The organism is Komarekiella delphini-convector SJRDD-AB1 (assembly GCF_014831675.1).
In the GTDB taxonomy this organism is placed as follows: Bacteria; Cyanobacteriota; Cyanobacteriia; order Cyanobacteriales; family Nostocaceae; genus Komarekiella.
Genome location: NZ_VJXY01000001.1, coordinates 368,838 through 385,848 on the forward strand (window position 1 = coordinate 368,838; position 17,011 = coordinate 385,848).

Annotated in this window: 17 protein-coding genes; 5 read left to right on the forward strand and 12 right to left on the reverse strand. The window is 43.2% G+C overall.

Annotated elements, in window-relative coordinates; genetic code table 11:
• Window positions 1-691: 691 nt before the first annotated feature.
• The 3 genes from secA to tmk all read right to left on the reverse strand — a co-directional run bounded on the left by secA (window position 692) and on the right by tmk (window position 5,576).
• Window positions 692-3,484 (reverse strand): preprotein translocase subunit SecA, encoded by a 2,793-nt coding sequence (secA, locus tag FNW02_RS01635; RefSeq protein WP_191755845.1) that lies wholly within the window; start codon window positions 3,482-3,484, stop codon window positions 692-694.
• A gap of 307 nt (window positions 3,485-3,791) precedes the next feature.
• A complete protein-coding gene (locus FNW02_RS01640; RefSeq protein ID WP_191755846.1) occupies window positions 3,792-4,382 on the reverse strand; it encodes a diheme cytochrome c in 591 nt (196 codons plus the stop codon).
• Window positions 4,383-4,943: 561 nt separating this feature from the next.
• Window positions 4,944-5,576 (reverse strand): dTMP kinase, encoded by a 633-nt coding sequence (gene tmk, locus FNW02_RS01645; protein WP_191755847.1) that lies wholly within the window; start codon window positions 5,574-5,576, stop codon window positions 4,944-4,946.
• A 261-nt stretch (window positions 5,577-5,837) separates the two neighbouring features.
• On the opposite strand from tmk, the gene FNW02_RS01650 reads away from it, so the two are divergent.
• Window positions 5,838-6,758, forward strand: a complete 921-nt coding sequence (locus FNW02_RS01650; RefSeq protein ID WP_191755848.1) for a Yae1 family protein — start codon at window positions 5,838-5,840, stop codon at window positions 6,756-6,758.
• Between the two features lie 267 nt (window positions 6,759-7,025).
• Here FNW02_RS01650 and FNW02_RS01655 read toward each other — a convergent pair whose 3' ends face one another.
• Complete coding sequence (locus FNW02_RS01655) at window positions 7,026-7,826, reverse strand: alpha/beta fold hydrolase (RefSeq protein ID WP_191755849.1); 801 nt, start codon at window positions 7,824-7,826, stop codon at window positions 7,026-7,028.
• A 122-nt stretch (window positions 7,827-7,948) separates the two neighbouring features.
• On the opposite strand from FNW02_RS01655, the gene FNW02_RS01660 reads away from it, so the two are divergent.
• Entirely contained in the window at window positions 7,949-8,221 is a 273-nt protein-coding gene (locus FNW02_RS01660) for a DUF7219 family protein (RefSeq protein WP_225225337.1), read from the forward strand.
• 36 nt (window positions 8,222-8,257) lie between these two features.
• Here FNW02_RS01660 and FNW02_RS01665 read toward each other — a convergent pair whose 3' ends face one another.
• Genes FNW02_RS01665 through FNW02_RS01675 form a run of 3 tightly spaced genes read right to left on the reverse strand, consistent with a single transcriptional unit; the run spans window position 8,258 to window position 10,757 of the window.
• Complete coding sequence (locus tag FNW02_RS01665; protein WP_191755850.1) at window positions 8,258-9,451, reverse strand: MFS transporter; 1,194 nt, start codon at window positions 9,449-9,451, stop codon at window positions 8,258-8,260.
• 9 nt (window positions 9,452-9,460) lie between these two features.
• Complete coding sequence (locus FNW02_RS01670; protein WP_225225338.1) at window positions 9,461-10,117, reverse strand: GNAT family N-acetyltransferase; 657 nt, start codon at window positions 10,115-10,117, stop codon at window positions 9,461-9,463.
• Window positions 10,059-10,757 (reverse strand): glutathione binding-like protein, encoded by a 699-nt coding sequence (locus tag FNW02_RS01675; protein WP_191755852.1) that lies wholly within the window; start codon window positions 10,755-10,757, stop codon window positions 10,059-10,061. Before FNW02_RS01675 ends, FNW02_RS01670 begins: the two co-directional genes overlap by 59 nt.
• Window positions 10,758-10,945: 188 nt before the next feature.
• Between FNW02_RS01675 and FNW02_RS01680 the strand changes: the two genes are divergently transcribed.
• A complete protein-coding gene (locus FNW02_RS01680; protein ID WP_191756057.1) occupies window positions 10,946-11,104 on the forward strand; it encodes a hypothetical protein in 159 nt (52 codons plus the stop codon).
• A gap of 34 nt (window positions 11,105-11,138) precedes the next feature.
• Here the strand turns inward: FNW02_RS01680 and FNW02_RS01685 are convergent, their stop codons facing one another.
• The 4 genes from FNW02_RS01685 to trxA form a co-directional block, all read right to left on the reverse strand.
• A complete protein-coding gene (locus tag FNW02_RS01685; RefSeq protein ID WP_225225339.1) occupies window positions 11,139-11,903 on the reverse strand; it encodes an SDR family NAD(P)-dependent oxidoreductase in 765 nt (254 codons plus the stop codon).
• Window positions 11,904-12,079: 176 nt separating this feature from the next.
• Window positions 12,080-12,745 (reverse strand): nitroreductase family protein, encoded by a 666-nt coding sequence (locus FNW02_RS01690; protein WP_191755853.1) that lies wholly within the window; start codon window positions 12,743-12,745, stop codon window positions 12,080-12,082.
• A gap of 101 nt (window positions 12,746-12,846) precedes the next feature.
• On the reverse strand, window positions 12,847-13,956 hold the full coding sequence (locus FNW02_RS01695) for an alkene reductase (RefSeq protein ID WP_191755854.1): 1,110 nt from the start codon (window positions 13,954-13,956) through the stop codon (window positions 12,847-12,849).
• 164 nt (window positions 13,957-14,120) lie between these two features.
• Window positions 14,121-14,447 carry a thioredoxin gene (trxA, locus tag FNW02_RS01700; RefSeq protein ID WP_162394459.1) on the reverse strand — a complete coding sequence of 109 codons (327 nt, stop codon included), beginning with the start codon at window positions 14,445-14,447 and terminating at the stop codon, window positions 14,121-14,123.
• An 81-nt stretch (window positions 14,448-14,528) separates the two neighbouring features.
• Between trxA and FNW02_RS01705 the strand changes: the two genes are divergently transcribed.
• Entirely contained in the window at window positions 14,529-14,876 is a 348-nt protein-coding gene (locus FNW02_RS01705; protein WP_191755855.1) for an ArsR/SmtB family transcription factor, read from the forward strand.
• Between the two features lie 396 nt (window positions 14,877-15,272).
• Window positions 15,273-16,070 carry a 3',5'-cyclic-AMP phosphodiesterase gene (gene cpdA / locus FNW02_RS01710; RefSeq protein WP_191755856.1) on the forward strand — a complete coding sequence of 266 codons (798 nt, stop codon included), beginning with the start codon at window positions 15,273-15,275 and terminating at the stop codon, window positions 16,068-16,070.
• Window positions 16,071-16,250: 180 nt separating this feature from the next.
• On the opposite strand, the gene FNW02_RS01715 is transcribed toward cpdA, so the two are convergent.
• Window positions 16,251-16,853, reverse strand: a complete 603-nt coding sequence (locus FNW02_RS01715) for a chromophore lyase CpcT/CpeT (RefSeq protein WP_191755857.1) — start codon at window positions 16,851-16,853, stop codon at window positions 16,251-16,253.
• Between the last annotated feature and the right edge of the window lie 158 nt (window positions 16,854-17,011).

Sequence of the window (17,011 nt, forward strand, 5' to 3'; positions counted from 1 at the left end):
TAAAATCCGGCTGTAGCGCTTATATAGCAGTCGAAGTATAGGTTAGGACAATGTTGATTGTCCAAAGCCTTAAATACCTGTATTTATCTCAGCACGGGCTAAACGCCCCGCTACGCTCTAAGCGCAGCCATGCCCACAGGACTTTACAGCACTTTGCTATACAGTCAGAGTTCTGCTGATTAGAGACATTTTTAAGGCTGTATGCCGAGACTAATTACCAAATATAACAGCCTCCTTTCAACTTGATAGGTGATGGTTGATAGTTGTATAGTACCATACCATTTGCTGGATAGAATATGCGGCATACATAATTCGTAAACAGCAAATTTAATGTCACTTCACTGTTCACAATCGCTTTCTTTAATTACTCTAAATAGAGAATAATACAAGCTAAATGATGAAAGTAGATTGAATGAGGAAACCAACGCTTGGACAACCTACCGTTCATCTAATAAAATGTTTGGTATACCAGTTTCGATAGCTAAACAAATAGCTTAACGCTCTCTATTATTTAGTTATTTGTAAATATTAAATGCTATTTTTGACAGGAAAAATAAATTTGAGCAATGTACCAATATGCAATAAAACAAAGACGCAGAAAACACCTCTGCGCCTTTGCCTTGGAAAGTTCTGTTCGGAGGAAACCTCCGCTCAGACTTTCCGCTGCGTCTGTGCGTGAAATATTTCCTACTTACACCATCTCAGACGAAGCTTGCACCATCGGCTGAGGCTGTGGCTGGAACATGAACAACGAATACACCACATCTCGGCGGATGTTGACCATCATATCTAAGAACAATTCATACCCTTCACTCTTATACTCAATCAGCGGGTCTTTTTGACCATAGCCACGTAATCCCACCGATTCGCGTAAGGCATCCATTTGTTGCAAGTGTTCTCGCCACAGGGTATCAATGCGTTGCAAAATAAAGAAGCGTTCAGCTTGGCGCATGAGTCCTGGCTGAATTTGGTCAATCTGTGCTTCTTTGAGGTCGTAAGCAATTCGCACTTGTTCGTGGAGAAAGAATTTAATCTCACTAACAGACATATCCTCTAATTGACTAGCTTGTAAGTCTGCTAGCAAATAGACGAATTCTTTGACTTTCTCAACCAACTTTTCTAATTCCCACTCTTCCGAGGGTAAGTCTGGGTTGATGTAGTAGTCAACGATGTCATCCATCGTTTTTTCAGCGTACTTAATTACCTGTTCTTTCAAGTCTTGACCTTCTAACACCCGGCGGCGTTCGGCGTAGATGGCGCGACGTTGGTTGTTCATTACCTCGTCGTACTCAAATACCTGCTTACGGATGTCGTAGTAGTAGGTTTCGACTTTTTTCTGTGCGCCTTCCAAACTGCGGGTAAGCATCCCAGATTCGATGGGCATATCTTCTTCAACTTGGAAAGCATTCATTAATCCAGCAACGCGATCGCCACCAAAAATCCGCAGTAAGTTATCCTCTAAACTGAGGAAGAATCTCGTTGTTCCAGGGTCGCCTTGTCGGCCTGCACGACCGCGCAACTGATTGTCAATACGTCGTGATTCGTGGCGTTCTGTACCAATGACGTGCAAACCGCCGATTTCCACTACTTCGTTATGTTCGCGGGTAGTAAATTGTTCGTACTCCTGCTTAACGCGGTTATAAGCTTCCCGCAATTTTTGGATTACAGGGTCGTCGATGGGAGCTTTTTCTGCTGCCACAGCTACCTTGTCTTCTGCTTCTAGTTCGGGTAAGCTGCGATCGCCATACTCACGCACCGCAATTTCTACTGCTTCTTTTAATAGCTGTTCTGTCTCTTTTGTCAATTGGGTAGGGAAAATTTCTGGTGAAGCCCGCCAAGTTTTGACTTTTTTGCCAGGGACAAAACCTTGACCACCACTACTTGCACTCGGTAGACCACCTGCTCTTTGAACACTAAACGCATCTTCATCTTCTGGCTGGACAATCCGCGGCATAAAGTATTCCCGCAGCTTCAGACGTGCCATGTATTCGGAGTTACCACCCAGAATAATGTCTGTACCTCTACCAGCCATGTTCGTAGCAATAGTCACAGCCCCTTTACGCCCTGCTTGAGCTACAATCTCTGCTTCACGTTCAACGTTTTCTGGTCTAGCGTTGAGTAGTTCGTGGGGAATTTCTAGCTGTTTAAGGAGTCGGCTGAGATACTCAGATTTTTCTACACTAGTGGTTCCTACTAATACGGGTCTACCGATTTCGTGCATTTCGGCACATTCTTTGGCGATCGCTCCCCATTTACCTGGTTCGGTCTTAAAGACCATATCAGACAAGTCTTCGCGTCGTCTATCGCGGTTAGTAGGAATTACCGCAACTTCTAGTTTGTAAATTTTTTCAAACTCAGGTTCTTCTGTTTTTGCCGTTCCTGTCATCCCACCCAGTTTTGGATACAGCAAGAACAGGTTTTGATAGGTAATCGTCGCCAAAGTTTGAGTTTCTGGCTGAATTTCTACGTGTTCTTTGGCTTCAATCGCTTGGTGCAGTCCATCACTCCAACGCCGTCCGGGGAGCACCCGACCGGTAAATTCATCTACAATCACTACTTCCCCGTTGCGGACGATATAGTTTACGTCCTTCAAAAACAGTTCTTTGGCTTTAATCGCATTAAAAACAAAGTGTGCCCAAGGATCTTCCGGGTCAAATAAATCTGTGACTCCCAAAAGATTTTCGGCTTCCGCAAAGCCTTCATCTGTCAGCAGCACGTTACGAGCTTTTTCATCCACCTCGTAATGCTCGTCATTTTTGAGAGTTAATGCTATTTCAGCGGCTTGCAGGTATTTTTCTGTAGGTCTTTCTACTTGTCCAGAAATAATCAGCGGTGTCCGCGCTTCATCAATTAAAATCGAGTCTACTTCGTCAATTACGCAGTAATTGAATGGGCGCTGTACCACATCTGCCATTGATGTCGCCATGTTATCCCGCAAGTAGTCAAAGCCTACCTCGCTGTTGGTAACATAGGTGATGTCACACTCATAGTTTCTTTGGCGTTCGCTGGGAGTCATGCTTGCTTGAATTAGCCCTACACTCAACCCCAAGAACCGATGCACCTGTCCCATCCATTCCGCGTCTCTACGAGCGAGGTAATCGTTGACGGTAACGACATGTACACCTTTACCACTAAGGGCATTCAAATAACTTGGCAAGGTAGCAACCAGCGTTTTACCCTCGCCGGTTTTCATTTCGGCAATTTGCCCTACATGCAGAATCACACCGCCTAAGAGTTGGACATCAAAGTGTCGCAAGCCTAAGACTCGGCGTCCTGCTTCCCGGACGACAGCATAAGCTTCTGGCAAAATGTCATCCAGAGCTTCACCTTTAGCAAGCCGCCCTTTAAACTCTGTGGTTTTACCTTTTAACTCATCATCAGAAAGAGCTTTAATTTCTTCCTCTAAAAGGTTAATTTCAGTAATGTAAGGTTGGTATTTTTTAAGCTTACGAGCGTTGGGATCGCCCAACAATATTTTTAGCATGGCAGGTTATGGAACTGAATCAAGGGGGATAGGGATTAAATGAGTGGTATTGATTATAAACGTTTAACCCAGCTTAGCCGTCTTATCCGTGAATGGGTCTTAAATGAGAATCAACTCCAAAATAGGAGAAAAACTTGCTAATCAGTTTACTAAATGATGGGTTTTAACTCTTATCTTATATTTAGACTTCCTTCATAGTATCATTTTGCCCCCATCTCAGGACACGGAAGGCTACCCATGCTGAGGTAGCGATCGCCGGAGTGAGGAAGTGGGGGATCATGGAAGGTAGATTATGCTTCCTCTGTTTCTATCCCCCGTCTTCAATGCGGCGGAAATTGAACTCACTAGCGCTGGGATGACAGCTAACACAGCTGCCGATTTGGACAGGACGTGGTAAGTTGACTTTTGGATGCAAAGCTCTGAAATAACGTGAGTTATTAACGCGGTAAGGTGTTTCTTCGTCTTTTAACTGGGTACGCGAGAAAGTCGAAAGATATTTCCACACCAAAACACGCGGCGGATCGACTAAAGGCTGTAGTTGTGCGCCGTAATGCTGCGAGTCTTGCAGGAGATTTTTCCAAGTTTGGGTGGGTAAGACTGCTGGTGGCAAAGCAAGGTGACATGTAGAGCAGTTTTCCAAATATAGTTGTTGTCCTAATTGGTACTGTGCAGGCACTATGTCAACAGTGCCAACTTCGGAGGTGGGAGTAGCGCTGTAGGCACTAGTTACTGAAGACAGCAGCCAACCCATAATAATACTCCAAGCCAAAACTATTAAAAGTAAACCGAAAGGTTGGGGTTTGAGCTGGCGTTGGTTATTTTGCTGTAGGACTTTGCGATCGCTGTAAAGCGTACGCTTTTCGCGATCGCGGGTTTTGCGCTTAACAAAAATTGACATTCCTCACATTCCCAGATATTTAAAAGTGGTGCTTGTGCTAATCATAGAACTTACGCAGTTTTGGCAGTGTTTCAATTTTGCGTAAGTATTTTTGGTAAACAACGCATCTGTAACATGCATAACAGTAATATAAATATCTATTCAGCGCACCACTGAACTATGCAAGGAAAATGTTCTAGCAGTTTTAACTTGAATCACTAGAAAAATCAGCTAAAATATCTCGGATTTCATTTGCACCAATATTTCCTCGGTCAGATTTTGAATAAATTGTTAATAGTAAAATATTTGTAGGTGACTTAACTTATAAAAAGGCGTCGTAAAACCCATTCCTTTTCGGTAGGTGATGAAAGACGCCTTTTTAGGCCGTTGACAGTTAACAGTTAACAGTTAACAGTCAACAGTTAACAGTTAACGTGAAATCCCATCCCCTTTTGAGGGTGAAATGAGCTTAACCCTTTTTTGTCACTCTCCGTATTAAGTAAATGGTGAATAAGTTAAACTATCCAGAAACATAAAAGGCTTTAAATTGATTGATTGTACAAATTAAATAAAGAGGGATACTTACAGCAACCCTTTAAGATGTACGCGCAAAATATCCTGAATCATCTGGTGTACAGTTTCTTTATTTAAACTGCCATTTACTCGCACAATCCGCGAGGGATTGGATGCTGCTAACTCTGCATATCCTTGCTGGACACGTTGATGAAAAGCGATTGTCTCCTGTTCAATGCGATCTAGTTTTGCTTCATCTTTGCGTTTCCTAGATAGTCCCACTTCTACATCGATATCTAGCCAGATAGTTAGGTCACTTTCTAAGCCAGTAGTGGCAATATCATTGAGTTGATGAATTAACTTGAAGTTAAGACCCCGGCCATAACCTTGGTAGGCAATGGTAGAGTCGGTGTAGCGATCGCACAAAATATATTTCCCTGCTGCTAGACTTGGCTTCAGTTCTTGTTCAACGTGTTGCGCTCTGTCAGCAGCATACAACAAAAGTTCTGTTACTTCGGCTACTGGTTTGTTCTCGGATTCTAACAACAGACTACGCAGATGTGAGCCTAATTCTGTTCCCCCTGGTTCACGAGTCAGAATCACAGAAATACCTAGACTTTTCAGCCAATTACTGCAAAGTTGCATTTGGCTAGTTTTGCCGCAACCTTCCACCCCTTCAAATACAATTAATTTGCCACCCATGCTGTTTTCAGTTTTTTGCAATCGACTTATTCACTGATGTTTTATTACGCTACCAGTTAAATCAGTGAACAGTAAACAGTAAACAGTAAACAGTTATCAAGGCGTATGGTGGGAAATTTAAACCCGCCAGATAGCGCTTGTCACTAATCGACTTTCAGTTATTAGTTTTCAGGTGTTCTTCAGGTAAGTTGTAGGCGATGTTTACGACGGGCTACGCCTACGCACTCATGTAAAATACTGGTACAGCCCAAAAATCAGCTAATGACCAGGTTTCCATACGACCAGTTTGCAAAAGACTATCTTAAAGAATTGTTACAACCATTAGGAGAAGTAGAAACAAGTCGCAAAGTTCCGGCAGAAATCCGAGAGATTGATGTTTATTATGCACCTTCACCCCAATCGACAAGCGATAAAATAGAATTAGGACTGTTAGGAAAATTGGCGACTGAACCCGCATTAATTGAACCATTTAGAAATGCGGCTACAATTGCAGAAATTCGCAGTTGTATTAACAAGTTATTTGATATATTTGCTGAAATAAAGCGTCAGGCTAAAGGAGATAAAAACCGGATTATCGAATCAGAATTACCACGTTTGTGGATTTTGTCACCCACGGCTTCTGAATCTATATTGAATTGTTTTAGAACTAGTATAAATGAAGAAAACTGGGAAGTGGGGGTAAATTTTTTAGGTGATTATTTGAGAACAGCAATTGTGGCAATTCATCAATTACCTTGTACAAAAGAAACATTATGGTTGAGAATTTTAGGTAAGGGAAGAGTTCAGCAACAAGCAATAGATGAATTAGAAGCACTTCCACAAGATAATCCCTTACGTTCCAAAGCAATAGACTTATTATTGAGTTTAAAGACTACCTTAGAAGTAAATCAAAACGTAGATGAAGAGGATAGAAATTTAATTATGCGCTTATCACCTATTTACGAGCAAAAATTAGCAGAAGCTAAACAGCAAGGACTTCAAGAAGGAATCCAAGAAGGACTTCAAGAAGGAATTCAAGCAGAACGCCGTAATGTTATAGAAAATTTATTGCAGGTTCGATTTGGCTCTTTAGATGCAGAATTACGAGTAATTATTGAACCCTTATTGGCATTATCTCCAGAAGAATTTACTCCTTTGTTATTGCAATTATCCCGTGAAGAATTATTAGAGAGGTTCCGTTAAAATACTCAGCTAAAAAGATTGGATTATCTACCTTTACTTAAAAATCGTTTAATTAGACAATTGAAGTTTTAGTCTAATATATTAGCTTCATTTCTTAACCCAAAGGCGCGATCGCACCAGATGGAATTCTTCAGGTAAGCTGTAGGCGATCGCATAAGTTAGCAAACTGCCTATATCGATATCACATTTTTAACTCTTTGAGGTGGAAATTTTCATTAAAATCTGCTATGGAGGGATAAGCGATCGCTGGAGTTTGATTAATCGTAATTATTTGGTCAACTTCGCTAGAAAGTTGAGTAGAACTGAAGCCACAGCATCCGGTGACTCAATCAACAAGCCATGACCTCCACAGTTGAGCACTACAATTTTAGCGTTCGGAATACTTTGAGCAAGTTGCTCAGAAAACTTCACCGGAGTGAGAATGTCCTGTTTACCAACCATAACCAAGGTGGGACAATGAATATATTTGAGGCGCTCTGTTGTGTCATTGCCAAGGATAGCTCGGCTGTGATGATAAAGTGTACGAGTAGAAGGCTGGAAGGGATAGTTGATTGCAAATTCGATTAAGCCTTCTATCATTCCAGGAATCGAGTAAAACTCATCTGTAAATATCCAAGGGAACACGACTTTTTCATAGAGCTTCAGGTCTACATTGCCAGGGAGGTCGCCCCACGTCTCAATAATGCTATTGAACCGTTGATCACCCTTTGCCCAAGATGATATTAACATCAGACTGTTGACCTTTTTAGGGTGTGCCAAAACTAGCTCTTGGGCAATCTGACTACCCATTGAATGACCTAATACATGCACCTTGTCGATGCCAATGAAATCAAGTAATAGCGCAACATCACTTGCCATCTGCTTAATAGTATAGGGATTGTCAGGTGCAGAACTCCGCCCCATACCCCGATTGTCTAGGCGAATTACCTGATGGCGCGAAACCAGCGACGGCATTAATAGCGACCAATAAGTATGATCGCAAAGAAAGCCAGCGATTAATAATAAAGGCTCACCAGCTCCCTTAATGTCGTAGAACAAATCAATCCCGTTAATCTGAACTTTTGGCATAATCAATTGAACAGCAAGATTCCCAACTTTTTAAAGAAGTCGGGAATCTTGGAAACATGTGTTAAATATAGTTGCATAAATTCTTAATGCACCTCTGATAAATCTACAAAAGAAGATTATTAATGCGAGACAAATTTATGGTCAAGCCTATTCAGGAACAAAAAGACGGCTTTATTTATCCACGCAGTCGGTATTATGGTGAATTTAAGCCAGAGAACTTAGTATTTAATGCCAACCTTCAGGAATTTTCTCAAAAAGTTGGTTACATTGCAAACTTAGAAACAGGTGGTAAACTCTCTCCTGAAGAAGCTTATGAATATATCCAGACGTTCTGGAAAGAGTTGAAACATAGCAAGCAGCAACTAAAAATTGGTCTAAAACAGGATAATTTGTAATTCGTAATTTGTAATGGGTTAGGCTCCGGTTCTCTATCAAAGACTGCGCGTAGATTGCTTCTGCTTGACAAGCCAGATGGAGAGCAAGGCAAGTGAGATACCAGCTGCAATAAAACAAGGAACATAGCCGAAACTATCCACAATCCTACCAAAGGCTGCTGCACCGATTCCCTGTCCGATAAACAGGTTAAAGACGAACAGTGAGACAGCAGTACCTCTGGCTTCAGGTGTTAATTCAGTAGCTTGGGTCTGGAGAGTGCTGTGCATCATATAAAAGCCTAATCCTGTTAACATGCTCAAGGGGATAAACAGCACCCAGTTTTGGAAAAGTGCGATCGCTAAGAAGCCAATGCACATTAAGCTGCCTCCAACCCCAATTAGACCAATCTCACCCAGTCGCCGCACCAACCACTTCACGGAGCGACTGTAAATTAATCCACCCAATCCAAAACCACTGAGCATAAACCCGATCGCTACATAGGGTAGATTATATTGCTCTCTCAAAAATGCACCAACGTAAGCGAATCCCCCAAACACACAAAAGCCTTCAATAAATACTCCTAAAATCACGGTACGCGCAACAGGTTGAGTCATGAGTTGGTAATAAGGCCGGAACGTTAGCACTATCCGACCTTGGGAACGATTCCCATCACTGAGGTGGCGCGTTCCTCGCCAGAGAAATCCAGCAATACCAACAGAGACGATGCCAAATAACAGAAAGATGTCACGCCAGCCGATATATTCCCCAAAAATGCCTCCCAAACTACCGCCCAGAATTTGGCCCAGCACCAGCGCACTCAAATACCGTCCGATAGCCGTTTGGCGTTCTTCGTAAGGGAAATTGTCACCAATATAAGCGAGTGTGATGGGAATGATCCCAGCAGCAGCCATCCCCGTCAAAAACCGTAGCAAGGTCAGTAAAATGATATTTGAGACAAAAGCACAAATAGCCGTACCAATAGCAAATGCCGTGAGTGCTGCCGTAATTACCTTAAGTTTACCGATGCGATCGCCCAGTGGGCCATAGATTAACTGAAATAGTCCGTAGGGAATTGTATAGGCTGAGATAATCACCGCAGCACTACCAACGCCAACGTTAAACTCGTCCGCAATGATGTGCAACAGGGGGTCAATCACACGCGCATCAGCAATTACCATGAAGGCAGCAGCACCCAACAATCCCAATGAAACAGGCTTCTTGCCTGTTATATCTGTTGCTAACTTGCCCACTCAGTTCTCCTATTTGGTAAGCACAAACTGCTCTAGGTCGTGATACTGTCCCTTGAAGAAGCCACACTGTTTCAGGACACCTTGGCTTTGAAAACCTAACTTTTTCAGCAACTTTTTAGAAGCTATGTTGTCCAGCATGACTTGGGCAATAACGAAACGCAAACCCATTTTCTTAAACCCAAATTGCAATATGGTACGCACCGCCTCAGTCATGATACCTTGTCTCCAAAAAGTGCTTGCAAGCTCGTAACCGACCTCAGCAGAGGGTTCTTGTGTGTTCCACCTCAACCCACAAGAACCGATCAAAATGTTGTCTTGCTTATGGGCAATTCCCCAGCGAATTCCATCTCCTCGCTCAAATTGCTTGGCTCTGCGTTCAATAACAGCGATCGCTTCTTCAATTGAAGTAAAGGTATCAAGATCATGAAACTGAGTCACGGCAAGATCAGAGAACACACTAAAGATAGCTTCAGCATCTTTCAAAGTTGTCTCACGAAGAAGTAGCCTTTCTGTTTCTAATTGAGGAAAGGAAGATAATGAGAAGTTGTTGCCCATAGTTGCTTTTGAGTTAGCGATCACCGCCACAGTAACAAAACACTCAAGGTGCTCAAGGCTGAATAGTCTTCGCGGACTGGTTAAATAACAAATCTCGTGATTTTTCGACATCTAGCGTCTGATTTTTGAAAGCTTCTGCCTTTTCATAAGCGCGAATTGTTGCTGGGCGTGCCTTAATTGTTTCAAACCAGCGCTTCAAGTTGGGAAAATCTTCTAGCTTCTGGCTTTGGCGCTCATAGGGCACAATCCAGGGGTAAGCGGCAATATCGGCGATGGAATAATCGCCAGCCACAAACTCTCTATCTGCCAATCGCTTATTTAGGACTGCATATAAGCGTCCTGTCTCCTTCACGTAGCGGTTGATGGCATAGTCAATTTTTTCGGGAGCATAGCTACTAAAGTGATGGTTTTGTCCCGCCATTGGCCCTAGCCCTCCCATTTGCCAGAATAACCACTCTAGGGTTGCAACGCGATCGCGCAAATCTTGAGAAATCAATTTCCCGGTTTTTTCTGCCAAATACAACAAGATTGCACCAGACTCAAAAACAGAAATCGGCGCACCTCCCGTTGCTGGTTCATGGTCAATGATCGCCGGGATGCGATTATTGGGAGAAATCTGAAGAAATTCCGGCTTAAATTGATCCCCAGCGCCAATATTCACAGGAATAATCGTGTATGGTAAGCCGACTTCTTCCAGGAACATCGTGATTTTATGACCGTTTGGGGTTGTCCAATAGTAAAGCTCAATCATGGGTTGTTTATCCTATTGTGTTTGATTCAGTATTAGCACGGATAGCCGAGTTGAATTATAACGTCTCTGCTCCTGTTGTTTCTTTGCTCAACAGCGAACATGAATCAAAAAAACTACGGTAAATTGAGAATTAAAGAACAATCCAGTTTAGATGTAGGTCAAAACATCAACATGTATGAGTAGTAATTATGACTTTGGTGATTTTGCGATCGCTACCCAAACTCGATGATGAACCTGAAGAATCGGCGTTAGATATTTTACATACTTCTATCTCTAGAATTTCTCAACCCACGGACGTAGTTCAATTTCCCATGTCCAAGCACTGCGGGGTTGACGTAGAATACTGAGATAAGTCTGAGCGATGTCTACGACGGGCTACGCCTACGCTTCTGGATCAAGAGTGCTATCAGGATTGTCTGCTGGGTCTTGGCGTTCAGCTGAACGAATTGCACCATCAATCACGAAATGCGCCACATGGATATTCTTTGGTGCTAGTTCCCTAGTAGTCTGCCAAGGAAACTTTGCATGGTGATAGGCTGAGGAAGCTGGAGAGGCTGGGGGAGAAAAAGCATTATTGAAAAAGAATTCTTTCTCCCCCTGCTCCCCCTGCTGCACCTCTCCCCCTGCTTTGCCTACACGGCAAAATTGGGTTGGTGAACTACTAGCGATGCTCTGAGCCAAACCACGTAAGGCAAATTTACCCATTGCAAAGGGAGCAGACTGAGGATAACCTTTGACGCCCGCTGAGGCTCCGGTAAAGAAGATAGCACCACTCCCTTGGTGTAACATCCTTTTGGCCGCAGCTTGAGCTACCAAAAAGCCACCATAGGCAGTAATATCTAGAGTTTTCGCCACTTCACTGGGGTCTAAATCAATAAGAGGCCCCCGGACTCGGAAGCTGGGATTGTAAACGACGACATTCAAAGAACCCAATTTTTTGTCAACATCAATAAATAACTGCTTCACCTCATCCGGTTTTGAAACATCAGCGGCGAAACTGACTGCTGCAATCTCATTACTGAGCTGAGTAAGTTTCTGAATTTGCCGAGCAACTAAACCTACAGTCATTCCCTCTTTTGCAAACAGGCGAGCTAACGAGGCACTTAGTCCACTACCCGCTCCAACTATTAAAGCTGTTGTTGACATACGTGTTCATGTTGTAAGTAATTGGGGACTGGGAAAGATTGCCTTACCTTAATACCTTTTTCAGTTAAGAGGGGAAAGGGAAAAGGCTGAAATTTACCCTTTACCCTTCAAAACGGGCTATTAGATCCCCGACTTCTTAAAGAAGTCGGGGATCTGACCACTTTTGCAACAGACAACTAGCTTTTATAAGGATTACCTATTGTGTCTACAGAGACGTTATAGGAGAATGGTAAACGACCGGGATTCAAGCGTGGTTCTGCTGCATAACCTACAGGAACTAAAACAGCGATCGCTAAATCTGGATTGTCTGTTGCACCAATGACTTCTTTAACTTTGTCTTCAATCCAGCCATTCATAAAGCAGGTTGACAATCCCAAACTTTCTGCTGCTAACACCAAATGGGTAGCCGCAATCATGGCATCTTTAATAGCATATTCCCGGCGCTTATCTCCCAGCGCTGCTTGGAATTGCGGAATGGCGGTTTGAAAATAGTTCACTGTACCTTCATTCCATGCTCCTGTTTGGAGTCCTCGCTCTAGGATTGGCGTCAAGTCTTTTTCGCCTGCTGTTGCATCAGCAGCAAAGACAAATGTAACAGGTGCTTGGATAATTTGCTGTTGATTCCAAGATGCTGCTGCTAGTGCTGCCTTTTGTGCTTCATCTTGGACGAGGATGATTTGCCAGTCTTGAATGTTATAACTGCTGGGTGCAGCTACGGTTAACTCTACTAGTTGCTTGAGCAGTTCTGGGGCAATGGGGTCTGTTTTAAAAGTTTTGATGGAACGACGTTTGACTATAGCACTGGGTACATCCAGAGCTGGAGTTTGGGTAATAGAACTCATGATCTCCCCTTACGTAATTTATGACATTGCTGTAGCGCTTTTTATTATCGGACTTAATGCCCTGTAGGTGTAAAAAGTCGCCGAAAAACAGATTATAGGAATTAATGATTGGCTACCTTGCTAGCAACCGACCAAAATGGATAGTCTGTATATCCCTTCTCAGTACCACCATAAAAGGTTGTCGGATCTGCTTCATTCAGTGGTGCATTCAAAGCCAAGCGTCGGGGTAAATCTGGATTTGATATAAATAAAGTGCCAAAGGCAACTAAATCCGCTTCTTTTTTTGCCAATACAGCATTACCTTTTTCACGGGTATAACCGCCATTGACGATGAGTGTACCTGTAAAGCGATCGCGCAGATGACTAGTTGGCACAATCGTCCCACCATGTCTGATGTCTGCGTCTGTAGCCTCAAATAAATGTAAATATGCCAAATCAAATCTGTTCAACGCTTGAGCCGCATAACCAAAAGTTTCTAGGGGATTGGAGTCACGCATATCATTAAAGGTTCCACTGGGGGAAAGGCGTACCCCTACTCGGTTAGAATCCCACACACTAGTTACCGCCTCTGTCACCTCCAACAAAAATCGTGCTCTATTCTCAATTGCACCGCCATACTGATCTGTGCGCTGATTAGTACCATCCCGGAGGAACTGGTCAATTAAATAACCATTAGCTGCGTGAATTTCTACCCCATCAAACCCAGCCGCTAGAGCATTTGCAGCGCCCTGACGGTACTGTTCTACAATTCCCGGTATTTCTAAAGTTTCCAAAGCACGGGGAGTAACAAAGGGTTTGGGCCCTTCATAGGTTGATGCCTGACCTTTGGGCGCAATAGCAGAAGGCGCTACAGGCAAGGCTCCATCTGGTTGTAAATCAGGGTGAGAAATCCTACCTACGTGCCATAGTTGCAGAAAAATTTTCCCTCCTTCCTGATGTACAGCATCCGTTACCAACCTCCAACCCGCCACCTGTTCTGGTGAATGAATTCCTGGTGTAAGAGGATACCCCTGTCCTTGAGGAGCAACCTGAGTTGCTTCCGCAATAATCAGCCCAGCTGAAGCGCGTTGGACGTAGTAAGTAGCGTTAAGTTGGCGTGGAACGTTTCCCTCACCTGCTCTGTTTCGAGTTAAGGGAGCCATAACTATCCGGTTGGATAGTTCCAAATTACCCAATTGATAAGGAGAAAATAAGTTGATCTCAGTATTCATTGGTCGTATCTCCAAATGAGTATGCAAAACTGTCAGGAGAAAGGAGAAAGGAGACAGTCAACAGTCAACAGTCAACAGTCAACAGTTAGGAAACAGCAGTTATTATTCCCCTGCTCCTCTGCTCCCCCTGCCCCTCTGCCCTCTGCTTCCTCCACTCAGCCCTATTATGAAATATGCTGTGCTAAGGTCTTATTTAAGGTGGTCTTTGGCACTGCCCCCACGACAGTATCGACTTGCCGACCACCCTTAAATACCATCAGTGTCGGTATGCTGCGAATCCCGTAGTGGCTAGCGACAGTAGGATTTTGATCTGTGTTCAGCTTCACAAATTTCACCTGTCCTTCGTATTCCGCAGCAACTTCATCGACTACTGGGCCCACCATCCGACAAGGGCCACACCAAGGTGCCCAAAAGTCCACTAAGACTGGAATCTCACTTTCTAGAACTTCTTGCTTGAACGTGGCTTCTGTGACATTTGTGATGGATGACATAAATCGTCCTTCTGATTTAATTCTATAATTCGATAATATCGAATAACAAAAATATATGCCACTTTAAGAGATAATGCAACTATGAAATTCCTATATCACCCAGATAGAAAAGACATATCTTTACCAGGAGTGCTGTACGCATTGGGCGACCCAGTGCGGCTAGAGATTGTGCGGCTGCTGGCCACTGAGGGGGAACAGTGCTGTGCTGGATTCGATTTTGCGATCGCAAAATCAACTATGTCCAATCACTTTAAGATTTTGCGGGAGTCAGGGATAGTTTTGACACGCAAAGAAGGGACGCAGCACATCAACAGGCTGCGGCATGAAGATTTAGAAGCGCTGTTTCCAGGGTTGCTAGATGCAGTGTTGCAATCGGCTCAACCGTTGCCTATTTGTTCAGCAGCTAAACAAAGAGCATCACAGATCTAAGCGCATCTCATTGCTTTGTGAGAAACCAAGGGTTTTCTAAACAGATTTACCCGATGGTGAACCAATTAAAAAAAAGAATGTGACAGACAGAACACGTAGAGACGTTGCAATGCAACGTCTCTACTTGGCGATACCTTGGTAGATGAGTGTCATAAAATACAAAAAAAATGTATTTTCTATCTTAAGGTAGATGAAAAAATTATTTTCTTTAGAAGAGTAAATTATGGATAATTTTCAGCCATGCAATTTTAGGAGAAAATCAGCTAAGCATTAGTTAGGCAAAACCTGTTGCTTGATGAATTTACGACAAATCTAGTTTCGCTACTTGAGGTACAATCAGCTACTTTCCTAAAAAGAGAATGAGATGTTAAGACGCACAAATTGCTATCAGCAAAGATGAATCAAGTCTCTCCCGTATCAATTGCTCAGTTAACAGATACGCATCTGTTTGCCTTGGAAAAACGCCAACTGCTAGGAATGCCCACTACAGAGTCTTTCCAAGCAGTCATAGAGCGGTTAAAGAATCTACAACCTGAACTTGATTTACTGCTGCTAACAGGAGATTTGTCTGGTGATGGTACGCCTGAGTCCTATGAAAATCTCCAAAACCTGCTGAGTCCATTACAAATACCGAGTTACTGGTTGCCAGGAAATCATGACTGTGCGATCGCAATGGATGAAATCTTAAATCTGGGGATGATTTCCCGGCGTAAGTCTTTTAAACGCGGCAGTTGGAATTTTATCTTACTCAACTCTTGTGTATCTGGGTGCGTGCATGGTCATCTTTCAGATAAAATCTTGGATTGGCTGGATTCCGAGTTAAAAATGTTGGGTGACAACCCGACTGTGGTAGCACTACATCATTCGCCTCTTTTTATAAATTCTCAATGGTTAGATGCAAGTATCCTAAAAAATCCAGAGGAACTTTTTGTTGTTTTAGATAGCCACCCACAAGTCAAGTTAGTTTTGTTTGGGCACATTCACCAAGAATTTCATCACCAGCGTTATGGTGTCCATTATCTAGGTACTCCCTCAACTTGCATTCAGTTTCAACCAGAAAGCTCAACTTTTGCGATCGACCAAACACCCCCTGGGTTTCGTTTATTGAAACTATATCCCAATGGTGATTGGCAAAGCTGGATTGAGCGAGTTCCTTATTCTTATCCACAAGAATTGGCAGCGATCAGATGTTAAAAGACAAATCGCTTCGCTCTAATTCGTAATTCGTAATACTCGCCAAGACGCGAGAAGCAAGCTACGTAATTTGTAATGGACTATGCCCCGCTGCTAACGTAATTTTTTAGGAGTCAGGAGATAGGAGTTTTGAATAAACAACTTTCTTTAACTCATCACTCCTAACTCAGGACTCAGGACTCAGGACTCAGGACTCACTTTCACTTCATCTGCAAAATTGCCCCAACGGACAAAGTGAAATGGGCCGGCGATAGAACCCCAGAGATGCTCATCGCTTTCTATATCCCGTCCCCTGTCGAGGCTAAAAAATTTCTCAGCATCAATCTCAAATTCATTGTCGAGATAGGTGTTTTTGCCGTCGCGAACTACGATGCAGGCTTTACCAGGTTCAACTCTGCCTTTGAAGCTTGTGCCTGTCCACTCTACAATCATGTTACAACCTGGCATTTTCTCCAGTTGGTCAATAGATAAGTCTTGAAGGCGTTCGGGGTTCCGAGATGCGCCGTAAAACTTTTGTTCTTCTTTAATTGTGTAGTGTTCGATGAGAATGTGGTTTTCTGCCTTAATCAAGTTCATTACCCGCATTCGGTAGGGTTGAGTGAGCATAAAATCATAAGCTTGTTCGAGAAACAAGCTAACCCCTGAGAACAATTCCAAGGGTAGGGGACGGATACACACACGAATATGGGCATATAAAGGCGGATTTTCAAAAGCTTGTTCTTGATTGCTAAAGTCAGCGGCCATCCAACGAGCTAAAGTAGCAATATCCGTAGAATGAGTCATTACAAATGATCAACCAGTTGTTTAAAAATTATCTGGGAGTATTGTAGAGCTGAGGAATGGGAACTGGGAACTAGGGAATGGGAAATGGGGACTGGGGACTGGGGAGCAGGGGAGCAGGGGAGCAGGGGCAGAGGGGTAGAGGGGTAGAGGGGTAGAGG